This is a genomic window from Marinilactibacillus sp. Marseille-P9653, assembly GCF_916618885.1.
Lineage (GTDB): Bacteria > Bacillota > Bacilli > Lactobacillales > Carnobacteriaceae_A > Marinilactibacillus.
On the sequence record NZ_CAKAKH010000001.1, the window covers coordinates 1,230,735 to 1,253,736 of the forward strand.

19 protein-coding genes and 1 pseudogene are annotated in these 23,002 nt (G+C 36.8%); 15 read left to right on the forward strand and 5 right to left on the reverse strand.

The features are described 5' to 3' along the window. Positions 1 to 2: 2 nt before the first annotated feature. The gene (locus LG377_RS06065; RefSeq protein ID WP_225742806.1) at positions 3 to 1,082 is read right to left on the reverse strand and encodes an IS30 family transposase; all 1,080 of its coding nucleotides are present in this window, start codon (positions 1,080 to 1,082) and stop codon (positions 3 to 5) included. Positions 1,083 to 1,433: 351 nt separating this feature from the next. Continuing rightward, positions 1,434 to 1,775: a DUF6054 family protein gene (locus LG377_RS06070; RefSeq protein WP_225743785.1), complete on the reverse strand. Its 342-nt coding sequence runs from the start codon at positions 1,773 to 1,775 to the stop codon at positions 1,434 to 1,436. 176 nt (positions 1,776 to 1,951) lie between these two features. Between LG377_RS06070 and LG377_RS06075 the strand changes: the two genes are divergently transcribed. From LG377_RS06075 to LG377_RS06120, 11 genes and pseudogenes are all read left to right on the forward strand, one after another. Continuing rightward, on the forward strand, positions 1,952 to 2,617 hold the full coding sequence (locus LG377_RS06075) for a hypothetical protein (protein WP_225743786.1): 666 nt from the start codon (positions 1,952 to 1,954) through the stop codon (positions 2,615 to 2,617). Positions 2,618 to 2,898: 281 nt separating this feature from the next. Then, positions 2,899 to 3,828 (forward strand): annotated as a pseudogene (locus LG377_RS12525) (beta-galactosidase family protein); the annotation flags it as partial. A 153-nt stretch (positions 3,829 to 3,981) separates the two neighbouring features. Further along, entirely contained in the window at positions 3,982 to 4,611 is a 630-nt protein-coding gene (locus LG377_RS12530) for a hypothetical protein (RefSeq protein ID WP_370632564.1), read from the forward strand. A gap of 324 nt (positions 4,612 to 4,935) precedes the next feature. After that, a complete protein-coding gene (locus tag LG377_RS06085; RefSeq protein ID WP_225743787.1) occupies positions 4,936 to 6,468 on the forward strand; it encodes a glycoside hydrolase family 43 protein in 1,533 nt (510 codons plus the stop codon). An 85-nt stretch (positions 6,469 to 6,553) separates the two neighbouring features. Continuing rightward, the gene (locus tag LG377_RS06090) at positions 6,554 to 7,432 is read left to right on the forward strand and encodes an ROK family protein (protein WP_225743788.1); all 879 of its coding nucleotides are present in this window, start codon (positions 6,554 to 6,556) and stop codon (positions 7,430 to 7,432) included. Positions 7,433 to 7,569: 137 nt separating this feature from the next. Continuing rightward, positions 7,570 to 8,970, forward strand: coding sequence for a Xaa-Pro peptidase family protein (locus LG377_RS06095; protein ID WP_225743789.1), 1,401 nt, complete (start codon positions 7,570 to 7,572; stop codon positions 8,968 to 8,970). Between the two features lie 24 nt (positions 8,971 to 8,994). Then, a complete protein-coding gene (locus tag LG377_RS06100) occupies positions 8,995 to 9,681 on the forward strand; it encodes an N-acetylmannosamine-6-phosphate 2-epimerase (protein WP_225743790.1) in 687 nt (228 codons plus the stop codon). A gap of 146 nt (positions 9,682 to 9,827) precedes the next feature. Next, positions 9,828 to 10,613, forward strand: coding sequence for a glucose-1-dehydrogenase (locus tag LG377_RS06105; RefSeq protein WP_225743791.1), 786 nt, complete (start codon positions 9,828 to 9,830; stop codon positions 10,611 to 10,613). A 240-nt stretch (positions 10,614 to 10,853) separates the two neighbouring features. Continuing rightward, positions 10,854 to 11,702, forward strand: coding sequence for an aldo/keto reductase (locus tag LG377_RS06110; RefSeq protein ID WP_225743792.1), 849 nt, complete (start codon positions 10,854 to 10,856; stop codon positions 11,700 to 11,702). A gap of 233 nt (positions 11,703 to 11,935) precedes the next feature. Beyond that, on the forward strand, positions 11,936 to 13,858 hold the full coding sequence (locus LG377_RS06115) for a beta-glucoside-specific PTS transporter subunit IIABC (protein ID WP_225743793.1): 1,923 nt from the start codon (positions 11,936 to 11,938) through the stop codon (positions 13,856 to 13,858). Further along, the gene (locus LG377_RS06120) at positions 13,851 to 15,257 is read left to right on the forward strand and encodes a glycoside hydrolase family 1 protein (protein WP_225743794.1); all 1,407 of its coding nucleotides are present in this window, start codon (positions 13,851 to 13,853) and stop codon (positions 15,255 to 15,257) included. The genes LG377_RS06115 and LG377_RS06120 overlap by 8 nt, the downstream gene beginning before the upstream one ends. Before the next feature lie 247 nt (positions 15,258 to 15,504). Here LG377_RS06120 and LG377_RS06125 read toward each other — a convergent pair whose 3' ends face one another. Continuing rightward, the gene (locus LG377_RS06125; RefSeq protein ID WP_225743795.1) at positions 15,505 to 16,677 is read right to left on the reverse strand and encodes a bifunctional glycosyltransferase family 2/GtrA family protein; all 1,173 of its coding nucleotides are present in this window, start codon (positions 16,675 to 16,677) and stop codon (positions 15,505 to 15,507) included. Between the two features lie 87 nt (positions 16,678 to 16,764). Next, complete coding sequence (locus tag LG377_RS06130; protein WP_225743796.1) at positions 16,765 to 17,577, reverse strand: aldo/keto reductase; 813 nt, start codon at positions 17,575 to 17,577, stop codon at positions 16,765 to 16,767. Positions 17,578 to 17,696: 119 nt separating this feature from the next. On the opposite strand from LG377_RS06130, the gene LG377_RS06135 reads away from it, so the two are divergent. Continuing rightward, a complete protein-coding gene (locus LG377_RS06135; RefSeq protein ID WP_225743797.1) occupies positions 17,697 to 18,041 on the forward strand; it encodes a hypothetical protein in 345 nt (114 codons plus the stop codon). Between the two features lie 85 nt (positions 18,042 to 18,126). Here the strand turns inward: LG377_RS06135 and LG377_RS06140 are convergent, their stop codons facing one another. Continuing rightward, entirely contained in the window at positions 18,127 to 19,017 is an 891-nt protein-coding gene (locus LG377_RS06140; protein WP_225743798.1) for an SDR family oxidoreductase, read from the reverse strand. Positions 19,018 to 19,520: 503 nt separating this feature from the next. Here LG377_RS06140 and LG377_RS06145 point away from each other — a divergent pair. Genes LG377_RS06145 through LG377_RS06155 form a run of 3 tightly spaced genes read left to right on the forward strand, consistent with a single transcriptional unit; the run spans position 19,521 to position 22,993 of the window. Next, the gene (locus LG377_RS06145; RefSeq protein ID WP_225743799.1) at positions 19,521 to 21,305 is read left to right on the forward strand and encodes an Ig-like domain-containing protein; all 1,785 of its coding nucleotides are present in this window, start codon (positions 19,521 to 19,523) and stop codon (positions 21,303 to 21,305) included. Between the two features lie 46 nt (positions 21,306 to 21,351). After that, complete coding sequence (locus LG377_RS06150; protein ID WP_225743800.1) at positions 21,352 to 21,951, forward strand: WxL domain-containing protein; 600 nt, start codon at positions 21,352 to 21,354, stop codon at positions 21,949 to 21,951. Further along, positions 21,935 to 22,993 (forward strand): DUF916 and DUF3324 domain-containing protein, encoded by a 1,059-nt coding sequence (locus tag LG377_RS06155; protein WP_225743801.1) that lies wholly within the window; start codon positions 21,935 to 21,937, stop codon positions 22,991 to 22,993. The genes LG377_RS06150 and LG377_RS06155 overlap by 17 nt, the downstream gene beginning before the upstream one ends. Positions 22,994 to 23,002: the final 9 nt, after the last annotated feature.

Consider the following 23,002-nt stretch of genomic DNA (forward strand, 5'->3'; position numbering starts at 1 on the left):
GCTTAGACCACTTGGGACAACAAGCGTAGAGCATTGGCAAAACAGTCATGAGGGGTTTTATAGCCAAGTATTTTCCGAGGATAGTCATTCATCCATTGTTGTATTCTCAAGCACTGAGTTTCACTAAAATGACTGATAGCTTTACCTTTTGGAATAAATCGGCGGATAAATTTATGCTGGTTCTCGCTTGTGCCTCTTTCCCACGAAGCATACGGATGACTAAAATACACTTCAAGTGTCTCTTTCAGCGCTTCGTGAAGCCCTGCAAACTCAGATCCATTATCCGAGGTGATGGTCTTAAATACTTTAGAAAAGGTATCGCCGGCTTTAAGCCGTAATTGTTGGATTGCCTGATCAACGGATTCTTTATCTTTACCTCTGAGCTTAAGGATGATTTCAAAGCGTGTTTGACGTTCAACTAACGTCAATAAAACCGAATCGGTTTTCACTTTATTTCCGACAACTGTATCGATTTCCCAGTGTCCAAAAGTCTGTCTATTATCAATTTCTGGAGGTCTTTGTTCAATAGATTGGCCTAAAATCCGTTTGTTTGTTCGTCCTCTATAAGAAGTGTCTTTTGGTTTTCGTGATAGTTTTTCAAGTAGATCCATATTCTTGGTTCTCATGATACCTTTGTCAATCCATCCATAAAGAGTCGTTGTACAAGGAATAATAGAAGAGTCAAACAAGTCATGTGTTTTAGCAAAACCAATGACCACGTCCGGAGACCACTTTTCTAGTATCAATTTATCATCTGCCCACTCAATAAATGCATCCGTGTCAGCCCATTTTGGCCGACGGCCACAGTTCAATCGAAGCCTATCGTAAGCTGCTTGTCCGGTATCGGGATCGTAGATAGTCGTATAGTAATCATAAACTTTGCCGTTTTGCTTTTGGCGTTTAAGTTGAGTGATAGTTCCACGATGGATTTCACTATTGATGGTTTGCGGGACACGTCCCAGTGCATTCGCAATTTGACGATTGGAGTAGTTCTCAGTTTTTAAAATAGCAATTTGAGACCGTTCTGAATAAGATAAGTGTTTTCCCTTACGTGCTGATGTGTTATCGTTAGAGTGCGTCATGTGAATTCATCCTGTCTATTGAGAGTTAGCGGTAACTTCAATATAACATGAAATTCACATGGCGTTTTTTGTAGGTTAGCCTAAGTGGCTAACTTCATTATAAAATCCAGCTTTATTTAAACTTATTGGAAAAAGTTGGACTCTACTGGAATGGAAATATACTGACTTATTCACTGTATAACCTTACCAGTTAAAGCCCTTCCTCCAAATGATTTTGGTTTAGATAGAGTATCAGCGAGAACGTCCAACACGCCCGATAGTTCCTCTGGCAATGCTGGATTTAGATGTGGGAAATCAGTCATAGCATAAATAAAACCTATCACTCAATCATTTGAGTGGTAGGTTTTTCTTTTACCGTAACCAAGTTTTGTCTGTTCCCTCTAGAGACTGTTTGAATTCCTTTAAAAATGCACCTTCGCCCCAATTATTGATTTTGAGTGCAATGGCTTGGCTACCACCAGAGGGGATAGCAACAAGTTGGATCTTACCTTCAAACTCTGTAATCATAACGCTTAAGGATACTCTGCTTGAGCCGACGATACTATAGCGCTCATAGACCATCATTGCACTTTGTTCACCGAATCGGTAACCATCCTCGTAAATTGTTGTTGAGCTGATGTGTTGTGCTAACTCATGCACAACACCAACAAAAGCATTAAAATCTCCCGTCGTTTCATATAAGTATTTAGCCATTTGTCGTCCTCTTTTCTCAAAATGCTATTTAGTACTATCAGTTTATCACTCAACTAGAAAAAACACATGGTACCTGAGGCTTATTATAGCTACTTAGGAGAAAGAATGGTATATGATAACCATGATATAAGCAGTAGTTCTTGTACTTATTTTTCAATGAGAAAAGGGGTAAGCATATGAAAAGTTGGAAATGGATGATGTCAGCAGTCGTATTATCGGGTATGTTGGCAGGTTGTTCTGGGAATGATAGTGGAGAATCAACTCAAACAGAAATGGATACAGTGGAGGAAGCAGAAACAGCAGACACTGATGCAACTGAAACTGAGGAAACAGAATTAACAGATACTTCTGAAACAGATGGCTCATCAGTAAATATGAACGAAACAGAAGAAGAAACTGGCGAAAGTGTAACAGGTGAATTGGTTCTTTCAAAAGCTTACGAAGAAGCAAGTGCAACAGCGGAAAACAATCCACTTGTGCAACTAGCAGAAGATTTTTTGGCAGCTAATCCGAATGTTGGCGAAGAAGGTCTATTGAATGTGAGTTATTCAGGACAATGGTACGAAGAGGAAGATCAATTATATGGCGTATTTCTTTTAACAAATCGAACCGGGATGATGATCAATGATATGGATTTCAGATTTAGTTGGGCATATGAAGGGCAACCAATCGTAGAAAACCAGGGCATTAACTACAGAGAATCTGACATGAATACATTACCTGAAAATGCCTCGATTCTACTGTTGATCCCAGTAGACCCAGCCAAAGAAGAGCTAGTTAAATCAATGAGCAAATCAGAAGACCTTTATCTTTCCATTAGTCATATTGAAGTTTTGAACTAAATAAAACATAATAGGTTAAAAAATCCTTCTAATCTCATAAAAAAGAGACAGAAGGATTTTTTTGTACACTAAATAGTAAAAAAGAACATATCAATCATATTTGATAATATGATGAAAGTTAGAATTGCGTTAAAATATTTACTAAATATTAGGAAATTTACTAAAGAACATTTGCCTTATTCACTAAGTCATGACATAATTTAAGAAAGGCTTGAAAGGCCTTTCTTTTACTTAATTATTGAGGCGGTGGATAAATGTTTGAAATCAAAGAAACATTTTATATGAATGGAAGTCCGATAAAAATTGTATCCGGAGCGTTACATTATTTTAGAATCGTACCAGAATACTGGGAAGATCGTTTGTATAAACTTAAAGCAATGGGATGCAATACAGTTGAAACATACGTCCCTTGGAATATGCATGAACCTAAAGAAGGACAGTACAACTTTGAAGGTCAATATGATATCAAAAAATATATTGAAATTGCCCAATCACTAGATTTGTATGTTATTGTCAGACCAGCTCCTTATATTTGTGCTGAATGGGAATTTGGTGGCTTACCGGCTTGGCTTTTAAAAGACCGCAACATGAAATTCAGAACTTATTATGAACCGTTTATCGAGAAAGTAGACCGATACTATAGCCACCTACTAAAAGAAATTGATTCGCTGCAAGTGACTAAGTCAGGACCAGTCATTATGATGCAAGTAGAAAATGAGTATGGCAGTTATGGTAACGATAAAAAATATCTAAATGCACTAGTCGATATGATGAAAAAATATGGAGTAGAAGTACCTTTGGTCACAAGTGACGGAACATGGATGGATATGCTAGAGAACGGAACCATCCCTGAAATAGCTTTACCAACTGCAAATTTTGGATCTGGAAGCAAAGAACATTTCGATAAATTGAAAGCGTTCCACAAAAATGACTCTCCCGTAATGGTTATGGAGTTCTGGAATGGCTGATTCACTGCTTGGGGTGATGAAGCCTATAAGCATACTTCTTATGAGGAACAAGTAGATGAAATCGATGCAATCCTTACAGAAGGACATATTAATTTCTATATGATCCATGGGGGAACGAATTTTGGATTTACAAATGGATCGAATTATTATGATCAATTGACGCCAGATATTACGTCATATGACTATGATGCGCCAATCACCGAATGGGGAGACGTTACTGAAAAGTTCAAAGCTTTCAGAGCAGTAATAGAGAAACATGTTGATTATGAACTTCCAAAAATGCCTGCTCCAGTAGAGAAGAAAGCGTATGGAGAAGTTTCTCTGAAAGCTAGAACATCTTTATTCGAAAATCTGAACAACTTATCTAAACCGATTGAAGACATGTCGACGCTATCAATGGAAGACATAGATCAAAATTTTGGATATGTTTTGTATCAAAACAATTTGGGTAAAAAGCGCAAAATTGAAGAGTTCGAACTCGTTAAAGCGAATGATAGAGCAAAAGTCTTTATTAATCGTCAACACGAACTGACTCAATATGATAGAGAACTTGGCCAAAAAGTTTCCTTTGATTTAAAAGAAGAAGAAAATGAAATGAGTATCTTAGTTGAAAATATGGGGCGTGTAAATTACGGTAAAAACATGATTCACCAACAAAAAGGTATTGCTGATGGTGTCTTGGTCAATGGAGCCTTCCGAAATGGTTGGATACATTATGGTTTACCATTAGACAATATTGAACAAGTCGACTACGATCAGCCAGCAATTGAAGGAGAACCTTCTTTTAGCCAATTTGAATTTACTGTTGAAGAAGCACAAGATACATTTGTAGATATGACCGGCTGGGGTAAAGGCGTTGTCTTTATCAACGGATTTAACTTAGGAAGATTCTGGGAAGTTGGACCACAGTTCAAGCTTTATATACCAGGTCCACTACTAAGACAAGGTATCAATGAAATTGTTGTGTTTGAAACAGAAGGAAGGGTAAAAGATTCTGTTGAACTAACAGATAGAGCACCATATTAGAATAGTAACCAATTTGTTTACATCTGGAAGGTCTCGCTGATTATAAAGCGAGACTTTTTTATTGGATTTAGATGGATTGGTATCTATTTATACTTAAAGATATGATAAACTATAAAAGTAGGAATGCGGTTACATTGAAAGTTGCGACTTTTTGAAAAATATTTCTAGTTCATAGCAAACTCTAGTTGTTCTGTTCGAAAAGTGACGGCGACCTCCTGTACACTATTGTACCTAAGTTGATATTTTTAGGATTGAATAATGAACGAGCTTTTTATGGAAGTGACTCATGTTGAAAGTCTATTATTCTGGAAAAGGGGAAAGCGAATGAATCAGTTTATGAATCCTGTTATTAAAGGTTTTGCTCCAGATCCATCAGTCTGTGCAGTTGGGGAAGATTACTATTTAGTGAATTCTACTTTTGCCTATTTTCCCGGTATCCCAATTTATCATAGTAAAGATTTAGTTAACTGGACCCAAATTGGAAATGTGCTAGACCGTAAAGAGCAACTTGATCTTCAAGATGTAGAGGTCTCAGAAGGCGTATTTGCTCCAACAATTCGCTATCATGAATGTCTATTTTATGTGATTACAACGAATTTACCCCATGGAGGAAACTTTGTTGTAACAGCAAAATCCCCTTCAGGACCTTGGTCAAATCCTTATTATTTGACGGACGCACAAGGAATTGATCCTAGTTTGTTTTTCGATGAAGATGGTACTTGTTATTATGTAGGAATGAGATCGAACCTTTCTGGCGAACGGTATCCCGGTGATACTGAAATTTGGATTCAGCAATTTGATCCTCAGCTAATGAAACTTATTGGAGTTAGTACGACTATATATAAAGGTGCATTCAAGGAAGCTAAATGGCCAGAAGGCCCCCATTTATACAAACGGGAAGGCTTTTACTACCTTTTGATTGCTGAAGGCGGTACAGAATTTCATCATTCTATTTCAATAGCACGTAGCGAAAAAATTGATGGATGGTATATGAGTTGTCCCAATAATCCTATTTTGACGCATAGACATCTAGGCAGTTTTTATCCCATTCAAAATGCTGGACACGGAGATATGGTTGAAACGAGTAGCGGAAAATGGTTTTTAGTTTGTTTGGCTAGCAGAATGTTAGAAGGGAAGAGTAATCTTGGAAGGGAAACGTTTCTGGCTAAAATTAATTGGGAGAATGGATGGCCAGTTGTAAATCTTGGTGAAGGAAAATTACTGATCGAACAGCAACATAGTTTACCTCTTTATCCTACAGAAGAAAAAACTTCTTATATATTGGATCAAGATGATCCAGCATTTCTTTATTTAAAAAATCCCGATCTTGCTTACTACGACCGATATAGTCGAGAAGGATGGATTAGATTATATCCATCCGAGACGAAAATTGATTCAAAAATAGGGTCACCAACTTATCTTGCCATCAGACAACGGTCTACTGATTATGAATTGTCTACGAGAGTGCAAGTTAATCTGAAGACAGACGAAGAAGCAGGGATACTCCTATTTTTAGATCACTTAAATTCGTTAAGACTGACGATTTATCGTCTGGAAGATCAACTCATTGCACAGATGGCTTTAACTGAAAATGGAGAAGAAACCTATCTTGGTTCGAGGACATTAGATAGTAATGAGTGTATTTTGAAAATTAAAGGCACCGGACAAAAACTGACCGGGATCGTTTCGGTAGGTAATCAAGATTATGTAGTAGCAGATCAGATCGATACACACTTTTTAAGTACTGAAGAGGCCGGTGGTTTCGTAGGCTGCACGCATGGAATTTATTGTGTTTCTCCTCATCGGCAGACTGGTTATGCAGATTTTAACTGGCTCAATATTATTGATAACGATTAATCAATTAGCGGGTAAGGTATGCTATGAATATAGAATTTTTTATTTTGATGTATAAAACTGAAAAACGAAGGTTGAGTGAATGGATATGGCTATATTAGTATTTGATATTGGTGGAACATCATTAAAATACGCTATTTGGCAAGATGAAGAACTAACAGAAAAAAACTTTTTTAAATCACCGTCCACATGGGATGAGATGAAAGATTTATTAGTTGAAATAAAAGAAGGATTCGATGAATTATGCGAACTGGATGGCGTAGCTATTTCTTCTCCAGGTGCTGTAAATCAAGAAGCGCGAACTATTGAAGGTATTAGTGCATTACCTTACTTACATCACTTTCCGATATATGATGAACTTGAAGAGCTTTTTGGATTACCTGTAGCTATAGAAAATGATGCAAATTGTGCAGCGTTAGCTGAAGTCTGGAAAGGCGCAGCAAAGGATAATAAGAATGTCTTGTTTGTTGTAGTCGGAACAGGTATTGGTGGTTCTGTAATAGTTGACAAAGAAGTTCAGCATGGCGCTCATTTATTCGGTGGGGAGTTTGGAATCATGCTTCTGAATGAAAAAGAAACGTTCAGTCAGCTGGGGACAACGGTCGCACTAGCTAAACGATATAATGAGAGAATGGATATGACCGCTAAGCCTGTCGACGGAAGAACGGTTTTTGACTTAGCTGAACGAGGGGATGAAGTCGCAGTAGAAGAAGTTAATAAGTTTTATAGATACTTGTCGATGGGACTGTTTAATCTCACTTATGCGTTTGACCCTGAAGTGATTTTAATTGGTGGGGGCGTATCCAGTAGACCGGATTTGTTGAAAAAATTGAATGCGGAAATTGAAATCTTAATGACAGAACTTGGATTAGACATTTTTAGACCAGTGCTAGATGTTTGTGCGTATAAAAATGATGCTAATTTGATTGGTGCTGTTTATAATTTCAAGAGCAAGCATTCAAATTAAATCATAATGATTATTGAGAGGCTAGGACAAAGGTCCCAGCCTCTTTCAGTGTATAGACTTCGCATATGAGTGGCACAACCATAGTTTAAAGGATATGATACAATAAGGTTAAGAACGTATACGTTAGGAGAATAAACATGCCATTAGAACCTAAAAGCATTCAGCTTGCAAAAGTTGCCCCCCCTTTACCCGAAACAAATTTAGTTCCTATTACGCTAACAGATGAGACCATGGAAGTACGATTTGAACGTGTACTAAAGACAATGAAAGCAGAAGGATACTCCACCCTCGTTATTTACGAAGATTTAGAACATGGCTCAAATTTTGAATATCTTACTGGTTTTTTGACAAGATTTGAAGAAGCATTACTGATCATACATGATGATGGAACAGTCTATTATGTATTAGGGAATGAAAATCTGAAACTTGAAAAACATGCTCGTTTAAAAGGGAAAGTGATACATGCGCCTCAATTCTCCCTACCGAATCAGCCTAGATTTGAAGATAAGCCACTTACAGAAATCTTAGATCAAACTTTATTTAAAGTGGATGGTCAAATTGGTTTAGTTGGTTGGAAACTGTTTACAGGAACTCATGCCGAGTCGAAAAAGAACTTTGACCTTCCTCATTATATTGTAGAGACGATCACAAAACAGATTGGTTCAGATAAAGTATTCAATGCTACAGATCTATTTATCGGAGACCAGGGAGTCAGAACCACAAACACTGCCAATGAGATTGCGCATTACGAATTTGGAGCTGCATTAGCGTCTGCCAGTATACTTAAGACGTTAGATGCCGTTGAAATAGGAAAAACAGAAATGGAATTAGGACAAATTTTGAATGCTAGTGGCCAACCAAACAGTGTAGTCACAATCGCTGCAACCGGTAAACGGTTTGAAAAAGCACGATTGTACCCAGGCCACAAGAAAATTGCTTTAGGAGATCCTGTGTCTTTAACCGTTGGATATAAAGGTGGCCTTCAAAGTAGAAGTGCATTTGCTGTTCACGATGCAACAGAGTTACCTAAAGGACAAGAGCAGTATTTAGAAAAAGTCGTTTATCCTTATTTCAAAGCAATATCTACTTGGTTGGAGAATGTTCATATAGGTATGGAAGGAAAAGAAGTTTATAAGCTAATTGAAACGGTTCTTCCTAAAAAACAGTATGGCTGGCACTTGAATCCAGGTCATTATGTTGCAGACGAAGAATGGATGGCTTCTCCCATATACAAAGATTCTACTGTTACATTGAAAAGTGGTATGTTGTTTCAAGTAGATATCATTCCTTCGATTGAAGGGTTCTCTGGAACGAGTGCAGAAGGTGGCATTGTACTGGCAGATGAAATGCTAAAAGAACAAATCAAGTCAAACTATCCAGAAATATGGGACAGAATGATTAAGAGGAGAACTTTTATCATGGATCAGTTGGGTATCGATCTTCACGAGGATATACTTCCTCTAGGAAATGCATTGCCTTACCTAAGACCATTTTTATTAGATAAAGAAAAAGCCGTGACTATTTCAAAAAAAGTATAGAATAATTATAAAGGAGATAAATAGATGTCAGTTCTTGAAAAAATTAAAGGTGGACTAATCGTGTCGTGTCAAGCTTTACTGGATGAACCCCTTCATAGCTCTTTCATTATGGGAAGAATGGCGATTGCAGCAGAACAAGGTGGTGCTATCGGCATTAGAGCCAATTCCAAGGAAGATATCACAGAAATCAAGAAACAAACGGAACTTCCACTGATTGGGATCGTCAAAAGAGACTACGATGATTCTTCCGTTTATATTACGGCAACGATGAAAGAAATCGATGAACTTATGGAAGTAGGCTGTGAGATTATTGCACTCGATGCCACCGATCAAAGACGACCAGAGGGACAATCACTTGAAGATTTTGTAAAACACATTCGAGAAAAGTATCCTGATGTCCTATTGATGGCCGATAGTTCAACTATAGAAGAAGTCATGGAAGCAGAGAAACTAGGGTTTGATCTTCTTTCGACCACATTGATGGGGTATACAGAAAAGTCAAAAGGATTAAATATAGCAGATCAAGATTTTGAGAAACTAAAAATCATTTTAGAATCTGTTGAAACACCCGTCATAGCGGAAGGACATATTGATACACCGGAGAAAGCAAAAAGATGTTTGGAGTTAGGTGTACATTCTGTAGTTGTTGGCAGTGCCATTACACGTCCTCAATTGATCACTGAACAATTTGTCAATAAAATCATAATGTAACGCAAAAAGTCGGTAGAGGAGTCTATCGACTTTTTGTTTTCAAATATTCTGATCATTTAAGGTAAATCTTTTGAGAAAAACCTATAGCTACGGTACATTTAAAAAGAAAGAAGTCGTTTAATCAATAGTCTGAGGAGGAACTGTTTGTGTATAAAGATTTAGATGGGAAAGTAGCAGTCGTAACCGGAGGATCTAAAGGAATTGGTCAAGAAGTAGCCATTCGGTTTGGTAAAGAAAAAATGTCGGTTGTGATCAACTATCATAGTGATGAAGAAGGCGCAAATGAATCTGTTGAAGCCATTGAAAGTCATGGTGGAAAAGCAGTCGCTGTTCAAGCTGATGTTGGTTCTGAAGAGGGTGTCCAAACATTAATGGATACAGCAGTTGAGCATTTTGGGAAACTTGATCTATGGGTCAATAATGCAGGTATGGAGAATCAATCACCAACACATGAATTAAGTTTTGATGACTGGTCTAAAGTTATGAGTGTGAATCTCGATGGCGTATTTCTAGGTTCAAAAGCGGCTTTAAATTATTTTGTAGAAAACAATATCAAAGGTTCTATCATCAATATGTCTTCTGTACATGATAAAATTCCATGGCCAACCTTTGCACACTATGCTGCGAGTAAAGGTGGTGTGAAGATGTTTACGGAAACCATTGCCTTAGAGTATGCTCATAAGGGTATTAGAGTGAATAATCTTTCTCCAGGTGCCATCAATACAGATATCAATGCAGAGAAATTTGAAGATGAAGAAGCAAAACAGAAAACGATTAGTATGATTCCGATGAATTATATTGGTAAACCTGAAGAAGTAGCGGCCGCAGCGGCATGGTTAGCATCGAGTGAATCTAGTTACGTCACAGGGACAACACTTTATGTTGATGGCGGTATGACCTTGTACCCATCATTTGAAAAAGGCGACGGTTAATTTAGGGCTTGCAAAAAGATGAACTAACTTTTAAAAAATTATATTAATAAATATAAACCTCAGCGAGAGTCCTGTAAGACTCTCACTGAGGTTTTTGTTGTTGCCTCTATAATTAAGAGACGTCATTCTTATTTTTCGATAAACTAAGGTTAGATCCTCACGTTCGAGCATATCATTAGAAACGACAAAAGTAAGTGCGTTACAATAATTTTGTCAAAAGTAATGAAAGGATGTTCTAAGATGAAGAAAATGGAAACGTACGAATTAAATGACGGATCAAGCATTCCAAAAATTGGATTGGGTACTGTAAACATTCAAGGCGCGACTGGAGTCAATAGTATCTTGACCGCTATTGAGGCAGGTTACCGCGTCATTGATACTTCAACTAACTACATGAACGAAGGAATGGTTGGGGAAGCAATCCGACGTTCTTCTGTTCCAAGAGAAGAATTGATTATTAGTTCTAAGCTTCCTGGAATGGCACATGATTATGATAAAGCCATCAAAATGATTCAAGAGTCGCTATATAGATTAGGAATTGATTATTTTGATAAATATCTTATTCACTGGCCGCTACCAAAACAAGGTAAGTATGATCAAGCTTGGCAAGCGTTAGTCGATGCACAGAAATTTGGGTTGATCAAAACCATTGGTGTTTCAAACTTCTTAGAAGAACACCTGAATACGATAATCGACAAAACAGGTGTTACACCTGCTACAAACCAAATTGAAAGACATCCTTACTTCAACAATAATGAACTAGTTGAAACAAACAAAAAGCTTGGCATTTTAACTGAAGCTTGGAGTCCATTTGGTAGAGAAATCAACGATGTAATCGAGCACGAAACCATTACTGAGATTGCTAAAAAGTACGATAAATCGCCTACTCAAGTGATTTTAAGATGGAATTTACAAAACGGGGTTATGCCTATTGTGAAATCTTCTTCGTACAAGCATCAAAAAGCAAACCTTGATGTATTCGATTTTGAATTGTCACAAGAAGATATTGACACTATTGATGGATTGGATAAAGGAGAGCCTGGCCGTGTAGAAGGACAGCATCCGAATGAATATGAAGAATTTGGATAGAATTTAAATTTACGGACAGTTTGCTATTAACAGCAAACTGTCTTTTTTAATGGATAAAAAGCTTATTCTGTTCAAACCATCATAATTTTTCTGAAATTGTGTTCAAACTAATTGATATTTGTTTTATATTTGTCTATGATTAAGTTCTGACTTTAAATAACACTAATTTTATATAAGTATCCCTCGGTTTAGTAACATACGAAACAGATGGATAATTTAAGCGAGGGAAAATGATGAATCATGATAAAATAGCAAAAAGGATTCTTGAAAATGTCGGTGGAAAATCAAACGTTCAAGAATTGACACATTGCTTTACAAGACTAAGATTTGTACTCAAAGATGAAAATAAAGTAGATAAGTCAACATTGGATAATATGGATGAAATTTTGTCTGTGGTGTTTAATGGTGGACAGACGCAAGTGGTTATTGGTAATGAAGTCGCTAAAGTTTATGAACAAATAGAACCGTTACTTGATCATAATCAAAAAGATCGTAATGTAGAGCTGGATAAAAACGAGTCTTTAGGAAATAAGATTTTGAATACAGTCGCAGCCATTTTCACACCAATCATACCAGCAATTGCAGCTTCTGGAATGATTAAAGGATTGCTTGCGATTGCGGTTATGTTCGCTATGCGTTTCTATGATTTAGATATTAAAGAATTCAATACGTATGTTATTTTGAGTGCTGCTTCGGATGCTATCTTTTATTTTATGCCACTTATTTTAGCCTATACATCTGCAAAAGTGTTTAAAGCTAATGAGTTTATTGCCATGGTTATTGGTGGGACATTAGTATATCCAACTTTGATTGAATTAATGACAGGAGATCTGTCCGTAACGTTCTTTGGAGTGGGAGTAACGCAAGCAAATTACGCTTCTTCTGTTATCCCAATTATTATTGCTGTCTTTATTTTGTCTTACGTTCAGAGATTCTTTGAACGTATCATACCGGAAGTACTCAAGATTATTGTAGTACCTACCTTTTCTTTACTTGTAATGATTCCGGCGACCTTATTGCTTTTTGGTCCAATCGGAATTTATATGGGGAATGCAGTGAACTGGGTATATTACTATATTATGGATTTTAGTTCAATATTACTGGGAGCCTTTATTGGTGGTATGTGGTGTGTGTTAGTTGTTTTTGGTGCACATAGAGCCATTATCCCAATAGGGATACAAGACGTTGCTCAAAACGGACGTCAGAACTTATTAGCCTTTGCAGGAGCGGCGAACTTTTCTCAAGCAGGCGCTGCGCTAGGCGTATTTTTTAGAACGAAAAATAAAGCCCTTAAAACAGTGGCGTTGTCTGCATGTGTAACTGCGCTATTCGGCATCACAGAGCCAGCTATTTATGGAACCAACTTAAGACTTAAAACACCAATGATTTACGCGGTTATCAGTGGTGCCTTAGGTGGAGCCATTATGGGCTGGGGTGGTTCTTATGGGAATGCATTCGCTAACCAGGGTATATTGACGATCCCGGTTTATGCAGAAGCAGGAACGACCGCCTTTCTAGCTTATCTTATTGGTATATCTGTAGCGTTCTTCGGGGCGTGTGCCATGACTGTATTCATAGGATTTAAAGACATACCTACTGATAATGAGGAAGTAGCAACAGTAACCGATCATTTCAAGACTTCTACAAGCATAGAAAATAGTCCAATAATTATGGCTTCACAAGCAGATAAGGTACTTGCTACGCCAGTTAAAGGTACGTTGGTTTCTTTAAGCAAGGTTAATGATGAAGTTTTTGCCTCTGGAGCAATGGGGAAAGGATTTGCAATCCTTCCTGAGACTGGAGAGGTTGTAGCACCAGATAATTGTACGGTTACGGCTTTAGCTCCCACTTTACATGCTATTGGATTAACGCTTGATAATGGACTAGAAGTCTTGATTCATATTGGAATAGATACAGTAAAATTAAATGGTCAGTTTTTCGAAAGTTTTGTTACAATAGGAGATAGATTGAAAAAAGGAGATAAGCTGCTTTCTTTTGACTTGGATACTATAAGAGCCAAAGGGTATGACACGATCACTCCTATTGTTGTCACGAATACAAATGAATACAAAGAGATTCAAAGTGTATCGAAGACCAATATTTCAATACTGGAAGATATTTTATTGATTAAAGACAAGGGGACAAGTTATGCGTAATCATTTTCAAAAAGATTTCTGGTGGGGTGCCTCATCTTCAGCGTTTCAAATAGAAGGTGCTTGGGATGAAGACGGCAAAGGAATGACCGTTGCTGATTTCAATTCATTCAAAAAATCAGATAAGCAAGCAGATACCAAAGTAGCAAGTGACTTTTATCATCACTACAAAGAAGATATTCTTTTGATGAAAGAATTAGGTTTAAAGACCTATCGTTTTTCTATTTCGTGGGCTAGAATATTGCCTGATGGAGATGGAGAAATCAATCAAAAAGGAATCGATTTTTATAATCGTGTGATCGATTTTCTACTTGAACAAGATATTATGCCTTTTATCACGCTTTATCACTTTGACTTACCTTATGCATTAGTAGAAAAATATAATGGCTGGGAAGACCGGGCATGTGTTTATGCTTTTGAGAAGTTTTCAAGAATCTGTTTTGAAGCGTTTGGAGACCGAGTGAAAAACTGGCAAGTGAATAATGAACAGAATCTGATGATTCGAGTCAATGAAAGAATGAACATGTATGACGTTGCTCCTGAAGATGCAGAACGTGTGCGTGCTCAAATGGATTATCACATGTTTGTAGCTCACGCCTTATCAACGAATGCTTGCCACGAGATAATAGAAGACGGTAAAATTGGTCCTGCCGTTTCATCGACAGTGACTTATCCTGCCTCAAACAAACCAATGGATATCTGGTCAGCAAAAATGAATGATAACTTCAAAACAAACTATGCTTTAGATATGTACTGTTATGGAGATTATCCTGGTTACTACAAAGAGTATCTTGCTAAAGCGGGTATTGAACCTGTAAGACAGCCCGAAGACGAAGGAATCTTAAAAGCTGCCAAACCTGATTTGATCGCATTGAATTATTACCGTACATTAGTAGCCTCTTATTTACCTGAAACAGAAGAGAATCCTTTTGGAACTAAATTTAATGAGATAGATTATGATCTGTACGGATATTTCAAAATTGAGAAGAATCCTCATTTGGAATCCAGTCAATACGGCGCTCAAATAGATCCTATGGGTTTAAGATTAGTCTTAAATGATTATTATGATCGCTACAGACTGCCTTTGATCATCACAGAAAATGGATTAGGAACACCGGACACATTGACTGAAGATGGAAAAATACATGATGATTATAGAATCGATTACATCAGAGATCATATTGCTGCTTGTAACGATGCAATAGCTGATGGGGTAGAATTAATCGGTTATTGTCCGTGGGCTGCAATCGATATCCTCAGCTCTCACCAAGGTTTCAAAAAACGTTACGGATTTGTTTATGTAAATAGAGAAGATCATGATTTAAAAGACCTAGCAAGAATCAAAAAAGATAGTTTCTATTTCTATCAAGAAGTGATTCAAAATAACGGATTAACTGAATAGCAAAAAGACTGGTAAAAGTCTTTAATGAACATTAATTTAAAAATTGAAAGAAAGAAAACCGTCAAAATAAAGGATTTAATATCCTCATTTTGACGGCTTTTTTTGAAATAGTTACTTTAAAGATGATTCGGCAAGTTGCAGATCAGAGCAAATAACAAAATAAATGAATAGACGATTGGTCTCTTAAACTGGAAATTAAAGAGAATGGCTAATATATATGTTTATGAATATATGTCACATGAACGTACTAGGAGTTTTTTAGATAGTTAGGTGTTTGTGAAGAGCGCTTTTTGAATACCCAGTTCTTTTGAATATAAAATCCTATACAAAATATAAGTGCATCTACAGGAATTTTGATGACCCACTCTAAATCAAAAGAAAGAACAGATACTATTGTTTGAACCAAGAATGCGGAAGTCATCATCTCAGCAACAAACAAAACCGTGTAACGATATACGGAACGAGAAGATTGTTTACTTTTAAAGACTAAATATTTGTTTGTTAGAAAATTAAAACAAGCCGATCCAAAACGAGCAAAAATGGTGGCTAAAATAATATAGTAATTCTGTATCCAATTAGATAATAAGAAAACAAATATAGCAAATAAAAGTATATCAATTAAGAAAGAAAAGATCGCTGAAAGACTATACTTAAAGAAAGTTTTATAGATTTTTATTGAATCGATCATAGGATTAAAATGAGAAGATTCATTGTTATTTAAATATACGGTAGAGATTGGTGTTTCTACGATTGAAATATCCTGATCTTTGAAAAATAAAAGCATATTCATTTCATATTCGTATCGATCTCCTTCAACCTTCAATAGGTCGCCAAGAACTCCTACCGGTATAACCCTCAAGCCTGTTTGGGTATCACTGATGTTGATTCCATGAAAAAGTCTAAGCGTTCCTCTCGAAAAAACATTTCCAAAACGGCTTCTAAATGGAACAGATTCTTTTTCAAAATTTCTACAACCCAATATGACAGAACAATGATTTGAATAATACTCTTGAAGGCAGTTCGAAATATCTGATGGTGTATGTTGACCATCTCCGTCTACTGTAACAACTGCTGACATTTCAGGAAATTCTTTTCTTACATAGTTAAAGGCTGTTCTTAATGCCTGACCTTTGCCTAAATTTTCGTCATGAGTAAGTAGATGAGTATTTGGGTCAACTGCTAGTTGATCAAAGACAGCCAAAGTATCAGCATCACTTCCATCATTTACTAAAATGATAGGAGAGCGCTCACTAACTTCAGTTCGAAGGTCCTGAACAAGCTTAATTAGTTTTTCGTCTGGATCTAACGACGGAATAACTATAATAAAATCTTGATTTTTAGTATAAGAAAATAGATTGTCTTCTGTGTGCTCACTCAAAAAGAGACCTCCTTTACTATAAGTATAGTAAAATTTAGCCATTCCTCAAAATATTATAACTTGAAATGACTCATCAAAGAAAAGAGTTGCCTACTAAAAGGCAACTCCTTAAGATATTCGTCATGTATTTTATTTTCTTACGTCGTCCATTTGCATCAATTGTTTCATGTCTTCTTCTGAAATTTCAAAGTCGACTTCCTTGTTTTGAATGATACGTTCTTCGTGAGTTGATTTTGGTAAAGGTAACGTATCTCTTTCTAGACAGTATCTGATAAGCAATTGAGCTGGAGTAACATCATATTTATCAGCTAATGCTTTGATGTCATCATTTTTCAAAAGCTCGCCAGTTGCTAGTGGAGAATAGGCTTCAACAACAATATTGTGTTCTTTACAGAATGCTAGTAGATCTTCTTGGTCTCGTCCAACATAAAAAGGAATTTGATTTACCATCGGCACGATATCGCAATTATCTAATAATGCTTGGATATCCTTTATCTCAAAGTTAGAAACGCCGATTGCTTTAATTTTACCTTCATTGTATAACTGTTCCATTGCTTTCCAAGATTGAATATTACCTTCAGTACAGTCTTTTCCGATTTCATCCCAAGGCCATGGTGCATGGATTAAATATAAGTCTAAATAATCAACATCAAGATTTGTAATAGTTTCATCAAATGCTTTTAAAGTTTCTTCGAACCCTTTGATTTGAGCTGGCAGTTTACTTGTAATAAACACTTCTTCTCTTGGTAGATTGAAATCCTTGATTGCTTTTCCAACATTTTCTTCATTTTGGTAAGCTAGTGCAGTATCGATGTGTGTATAGCCATTTTTCAATGCCATCGTGACTGAATCGTAAGCTTCGTCATTCGGGATTTGCCAAGTACCGAAACCGATTTTTGGTATTTCAACATCATTATGGAACTTAAAGTTTGCATTATTCATAAATTAAACAATCCTCCATTACAATTTTTGACTACGGTTACTATTTTACAGTAAAGTTAAATGTAAGTCTTTACATTTAACTCAGTCAGCAAAATATTTACTAAAAAGGAGAAAGTACAATGGAATGGTTTGCATCTGCATGCTTTACGATTGGATTGAGTTTAATTCTCTATGCAATGATATTGATCTTAAAAGGGCGCATAGATAATAGAGTAGTTAGGATATATGCAGTGAATCAGTATGTAGTGAGAAGTTATTCGGAAAGTACAGGGTTGCTACACAAACGTTTAAGAGTTCTGATTGTCTCCAGTACAGTTTTATTTATATTATTGAGTTGGACAGCGTTGATTAATCTGTTTACTGGGATGAATAATCTTTTTTTCTGGAGTCTAGCAGGTATGATAGTCATTATCGGTTTTCAACCTTTAGTGGCATGGATCTTGAATAAAAATAATGGCAAGTAAATAGAAAACTAAATAAAAGTCCGCTAGCATCTGATTTAGATACTAGCGGACTTTTATTATTCTTGAAGCAATACTTTAAATTTGCTTATGAAAGTGGTGTACCACCAGTAATACCGAAAATTTGACCAGTAACGTAGTTAGCTTTTTCAGAAGCAAGATAAACATACATATCAGCTAATTCAGCAGGTTGGCCCGCTCTTTTAAGTGGAACTTGTTTACCAAATTCTGGGATAGTATCTTGCGGCTGTCCTCCAGAAACTTGAAGTGCAGTCCATACTGGACCAGGAGCAATTGAGTTCACACGAATGCCTTTAGGTGCAAGTTGCTTACCTAAACCAATTGTGAATCCTCTAATCGCATACTTAGTAGAAGCGTAGTCCAATAAGTTTGCAGATGGATCGTATCCTTGTACAGAAGAAGTTGTAATAATAGAAGCTCCTTCAGATAAGTGAGGAATCGCTGCTTGAATTGACCAGAACATAGAATAAATATTCGTTTCAAAAGTACTTGTTAATTGTTCTGTTGTAATATCCTCAATATTTGACACTGCTTGCTGTTTACCAGCGACTAAAGCCAGTACATCAAGTCCACCTAATTCGGAAACAGCTTTTTCAACCATTCCTTTAGAGAATTCTTCGCTTCTTAAATCCCCTGGGATAAGAACAGCTTTTTTACCTTCTGCTTCAATTAATTGCTTAACATCATCTGCATCTGGTTGTTCTTCTGGAAGATAGTTGATTGCGACATCTGCACCTTCACGCGCATATGCAATTGCTGCAGCACGACCGATACCAGAATCTCCTCCGGTAACTAATATACGTTTGCCTTTTAATTGTCCATTTCCTACATATGAAGTTTCTCCGCAGTCAGGTACTGGATCCATCTCTTTTTGAAGACCTGGAGGTGTCTGAGGTTGCTTTGGAAATTCTCCGTTGAAATATTGATCTAATGGATTGACATTTTGTTCATTACTCATTTTTCAAAATCGCTCCCTTAAATTTAATATGTACCTATCATAAACCCAGAGAGCATAGTCTCAAAATGTAACGCTCAGGACTTAAATTTAAAATAATTTAGATAGAATTAGGAGCGTTTATAACTAAACTAACAAGTGAGTTAAAGTTTTATAGAAAATCAAATTTATCTATTTACGACAGAATTAATATTAGTGCCCCGTAGAAACGGTTAGTAGTAGATTTGTACTTTAAAGATCACTTTTACGGTTGTTAGTGAAATTGTAATCAATAGACAAAATCGGAATGGATAGAATAGTATTTATTTAACATTCTATTTATTTAATAGAATTAATTTATGAGAGTTTTATTTAGATATAAAGCTTTAAAATAAGGTTATTTATGCTATTAAATCAATTAATGTCATAAAACGTCCACAAGTTTAATTGTTTGAATAGTTATATTAATGATAGTATGATGGAAATGATAAATAGATTTGACTAGGTCATTTTTCTTTAAAAGGTTATTGTCCTATTTAATTAAACTAAAACACACTGATAGTCAGGGGGTAGTTAGAATAGTTAAATTTAGAAAAATCATTATTATTTTTAATTTTTTAGTTATTCTGACACTTCTAGTCCAGTTTGTTTCACCGGTTATTGCGGAGACGCTTAATCGAAGTGATGCTGAAACGGAAGAAATTCAGGATGATGAATCTGAAGTCTTAATGGAGTCTGAGGAATTAGACACTAGAGACAAAGTCGTTGACAGTGAAGTAGAAGTAGAAGAAATCGAACAGATAAGTAATGAGGTCGAAGAACCAACATCAGAGCAAGAACCAGAGCAAGAATCAGAACAAGAAGCTATAGAAGAAAACGAAATATTTTCTGAAGGGGTTATTGAAGAAAGTCCTATTTCACTATCCCGAGCAGCAGCGGTTGACGCAGGAATATTAAATGGTTCGACACTATCAGTGACGAATACTAGAATAAACAATCAAGATAGAATTACGCTCACTTTAAATGGTACGGGTGTATTAGATCTTGCACTTTTAAGAACATCCACAATTATTTTTAATCTTCCACCAGAGCTTATGAATGGGATTGTAAATAGAACAGGTAGAACAGAAATTCCTAGACTTCTGAATTTGGGAACACAAAATATGAATTATAATGCCAATCAAATTGGCTTAGATACAGTTAATGATCAAGTCTTCATAACGATGTCGACATCATTGCTTAATCTTAGTTTAGGTGGCCATTATACTTATACAATTAATCTGTTCTATGATAGATTGCCACTCGTTAATAATGGAACCTATAACTTCAGTGCAGCTTTAGTTACAGGAGGCTCTATTTTAGACCTTGATTTGATTAGTCAAAACAGAGATACCGCAACTTTACAAGTAACAAATCCGACGGTACCACCACTAACTTTCACCACACCAATATTTTCAACAGATGGTACGATTCGTGGAACTGGAGTACCAGGCTATACAGCTAGGATTACAGTAGGAGGACAAACTTTCACTTCAGTAGTGGCCGCTAATGGAACTTTTTCAGTAGATATTGGAGCTCGTGAAGCGGGAACTATTATACGTGGGATACAAGTTAGAGAAAACGTTTTATTGAGTTCTGAAATCACTACTACAGTTATTCAAAGGCCAAATCCACCGAATTTACTAGAGATTTATGATCAAGATACAGTGGTCAGAGGAACAGCGCCCCCTTACACTACAGTTCTGCTGACTATTGGAACTCAATCTTACTCAGGTCCTGTTGGTAACGATGGAACTTTTGCAATTAATATTCAATCCGCTCGAGCGGTAGGTACTCAAATTTCCGCTGTGACCATTAACGCTCAGCAACATTCCAGTTTACCAGGCGGTGGGATCGTGCTTGCAAGTGCACTATCTTTAGTATCAGTTCCTGAAACTATGCCTTTTGGTACACATAATTTAGAAAATGTTGGTTCGTTAATGCCTTTGGATGATTCTAGTTGGGCTATTGGAGTTCAAGATACTCGCGCGACAGGTAGTCGTTGGCGATTGGATGCTACTTTGGCGCACCCACTAAGAGCCGGAACGATGCAGAGCGAATTGCCTGAAGCGTTAGTTTTCGTTGATCAAAATAATCAAGTGACGCCATTATCAAGTTCAGCATTAACGGTTTTTTCCGGAACGACCACCTCTAGGGAGCCAGTGAATATATCCTGGCCAACAAATAGAGGGCCGATGCTTCAAATAGTACCAGAAGCTATGGCAGACACTTACAGTACAACTATTACCTGGACACTATCAGATGTCCCTTAACTTGTGATTCAACTATAAAAACTACATTCCTTGAGGAGGAAAAATAATGAATTTAAAGAAGAAAATGATTAGCGGTTTAGGATTAGGATTATTACTAGGAGCAATTTCACCAATCGTGGCTCAAGCTGCAGTTGTAGACACGGATACGACTGAAGCAACTGTAACATTCGAAGGTGGAGCTTTGGACTTAGTTGATGCTCCAACAGCAATCACTTTCGGTACGGTTGATTTATCAGCTGATGAAGAAACTTATCTAGGTGCTAGTGTTGCTACAGCGGATGACAATGGATTTCTTGAAGTAGCTGATTCAAGAGGAAATCAAGAAGGATGGCATATCGTCGCTTCTATGACAGGTTTCACACAGGACGGAGAACCTTCACTACCAGGAAGCACACTTACTTTTGTTGTACCAGATTTTGATACTACCAGTACAATTGCTGAAACTACACCAGTATTAAGTGGGATGACAATTAGTGCTGATGCTACTGCTATACCAATTAATGCATTGGCTGGAACGGGTATGGGACGTTCATTCTATGATTGGACGACTGAAGGAGATGTAGAACTATTTGTACCTGCTGGAGCTGGAGAAGCTGGTACTCACACTGCAACAATTACTTGGTCATTAGATGACACACCATCTTAGGAATATAAACATTGTAAGAGGATTCAAATGGGTATTTATACTCGGGCGCATATTACTTTTTCGGGCTCCGAATGTAGCTCATGCAGAAGACGGCGTAGCTTTTTCTGTAAAAGCGGTGATACCTAAAAACCAGCATGATTTGAATCAATCTTACTTCGATTTACGAGTAGAGCCCGGACAAGTTCAAGAAGTGGTAACGATGATATTGAATAGGAGCGATAAAGAAATTATTGTTGATGTCGCGCTAAACGACGCATCAACAAATAGGAACGGCGTGATTATTTATGATGACCCAGAAGCTGTTGTTTATCGTGAAGATGCATTAACCGATTTCGCAATGTTGGAACAAACTGAAGTAACGGTTCAGCCCGGAGAAACAGAATCAGTGTTTGCGACGATATCAGTACCAGAAGAACCTTTTGATGGAGTCGTTCTTGGAGGTCTTCGTTTTCAGGAAAGAAGAAACGTTAATGACGAAGAAAGTGAAGGCGTAGCAATCCTGAATGAATATGCCTACGTTATTGGATTGCAGTTATCTCAAAATGATTCGGAGCTGGAACCGCTGATTGAATTAACAGACGTTGAACCTGGTTTATCTAATAGTAGAACGGCTGTTATCGCAACATTAAAAAATATGCAGCCTATGATCTTGAGAGACCTTGCGATTACTGCTGAAGTTTATGAAGGTGATACGCTAGTCAAAACGGCTTCAATGGAAGAAGTAAGAATCGCTCCTGAGTCTTCTATGGATGTCGTAATCAATTGGGAGAATTATGCGATTGAAGCTGGTGATTATAGTGTTGAACTAACAGCCTCAAGTGAACAAGGCGAATGGACTTTCAGTGAAGCATTCACGATTACTGAAGAAGAGGAAGAAGAAGCGAACGAACAAGCAGTTGTGATCGTGGAGAATACGTCAAATCAGAACCCTGATAATATGATGCCACTGTACTTTATTATCGTAGGATTGTTTGTAGTAGTCAGTATCATGCTGATTTATATCATTAAAACTAGAATGAAATTAAAACATGAAACACAATAAAAATAAGCC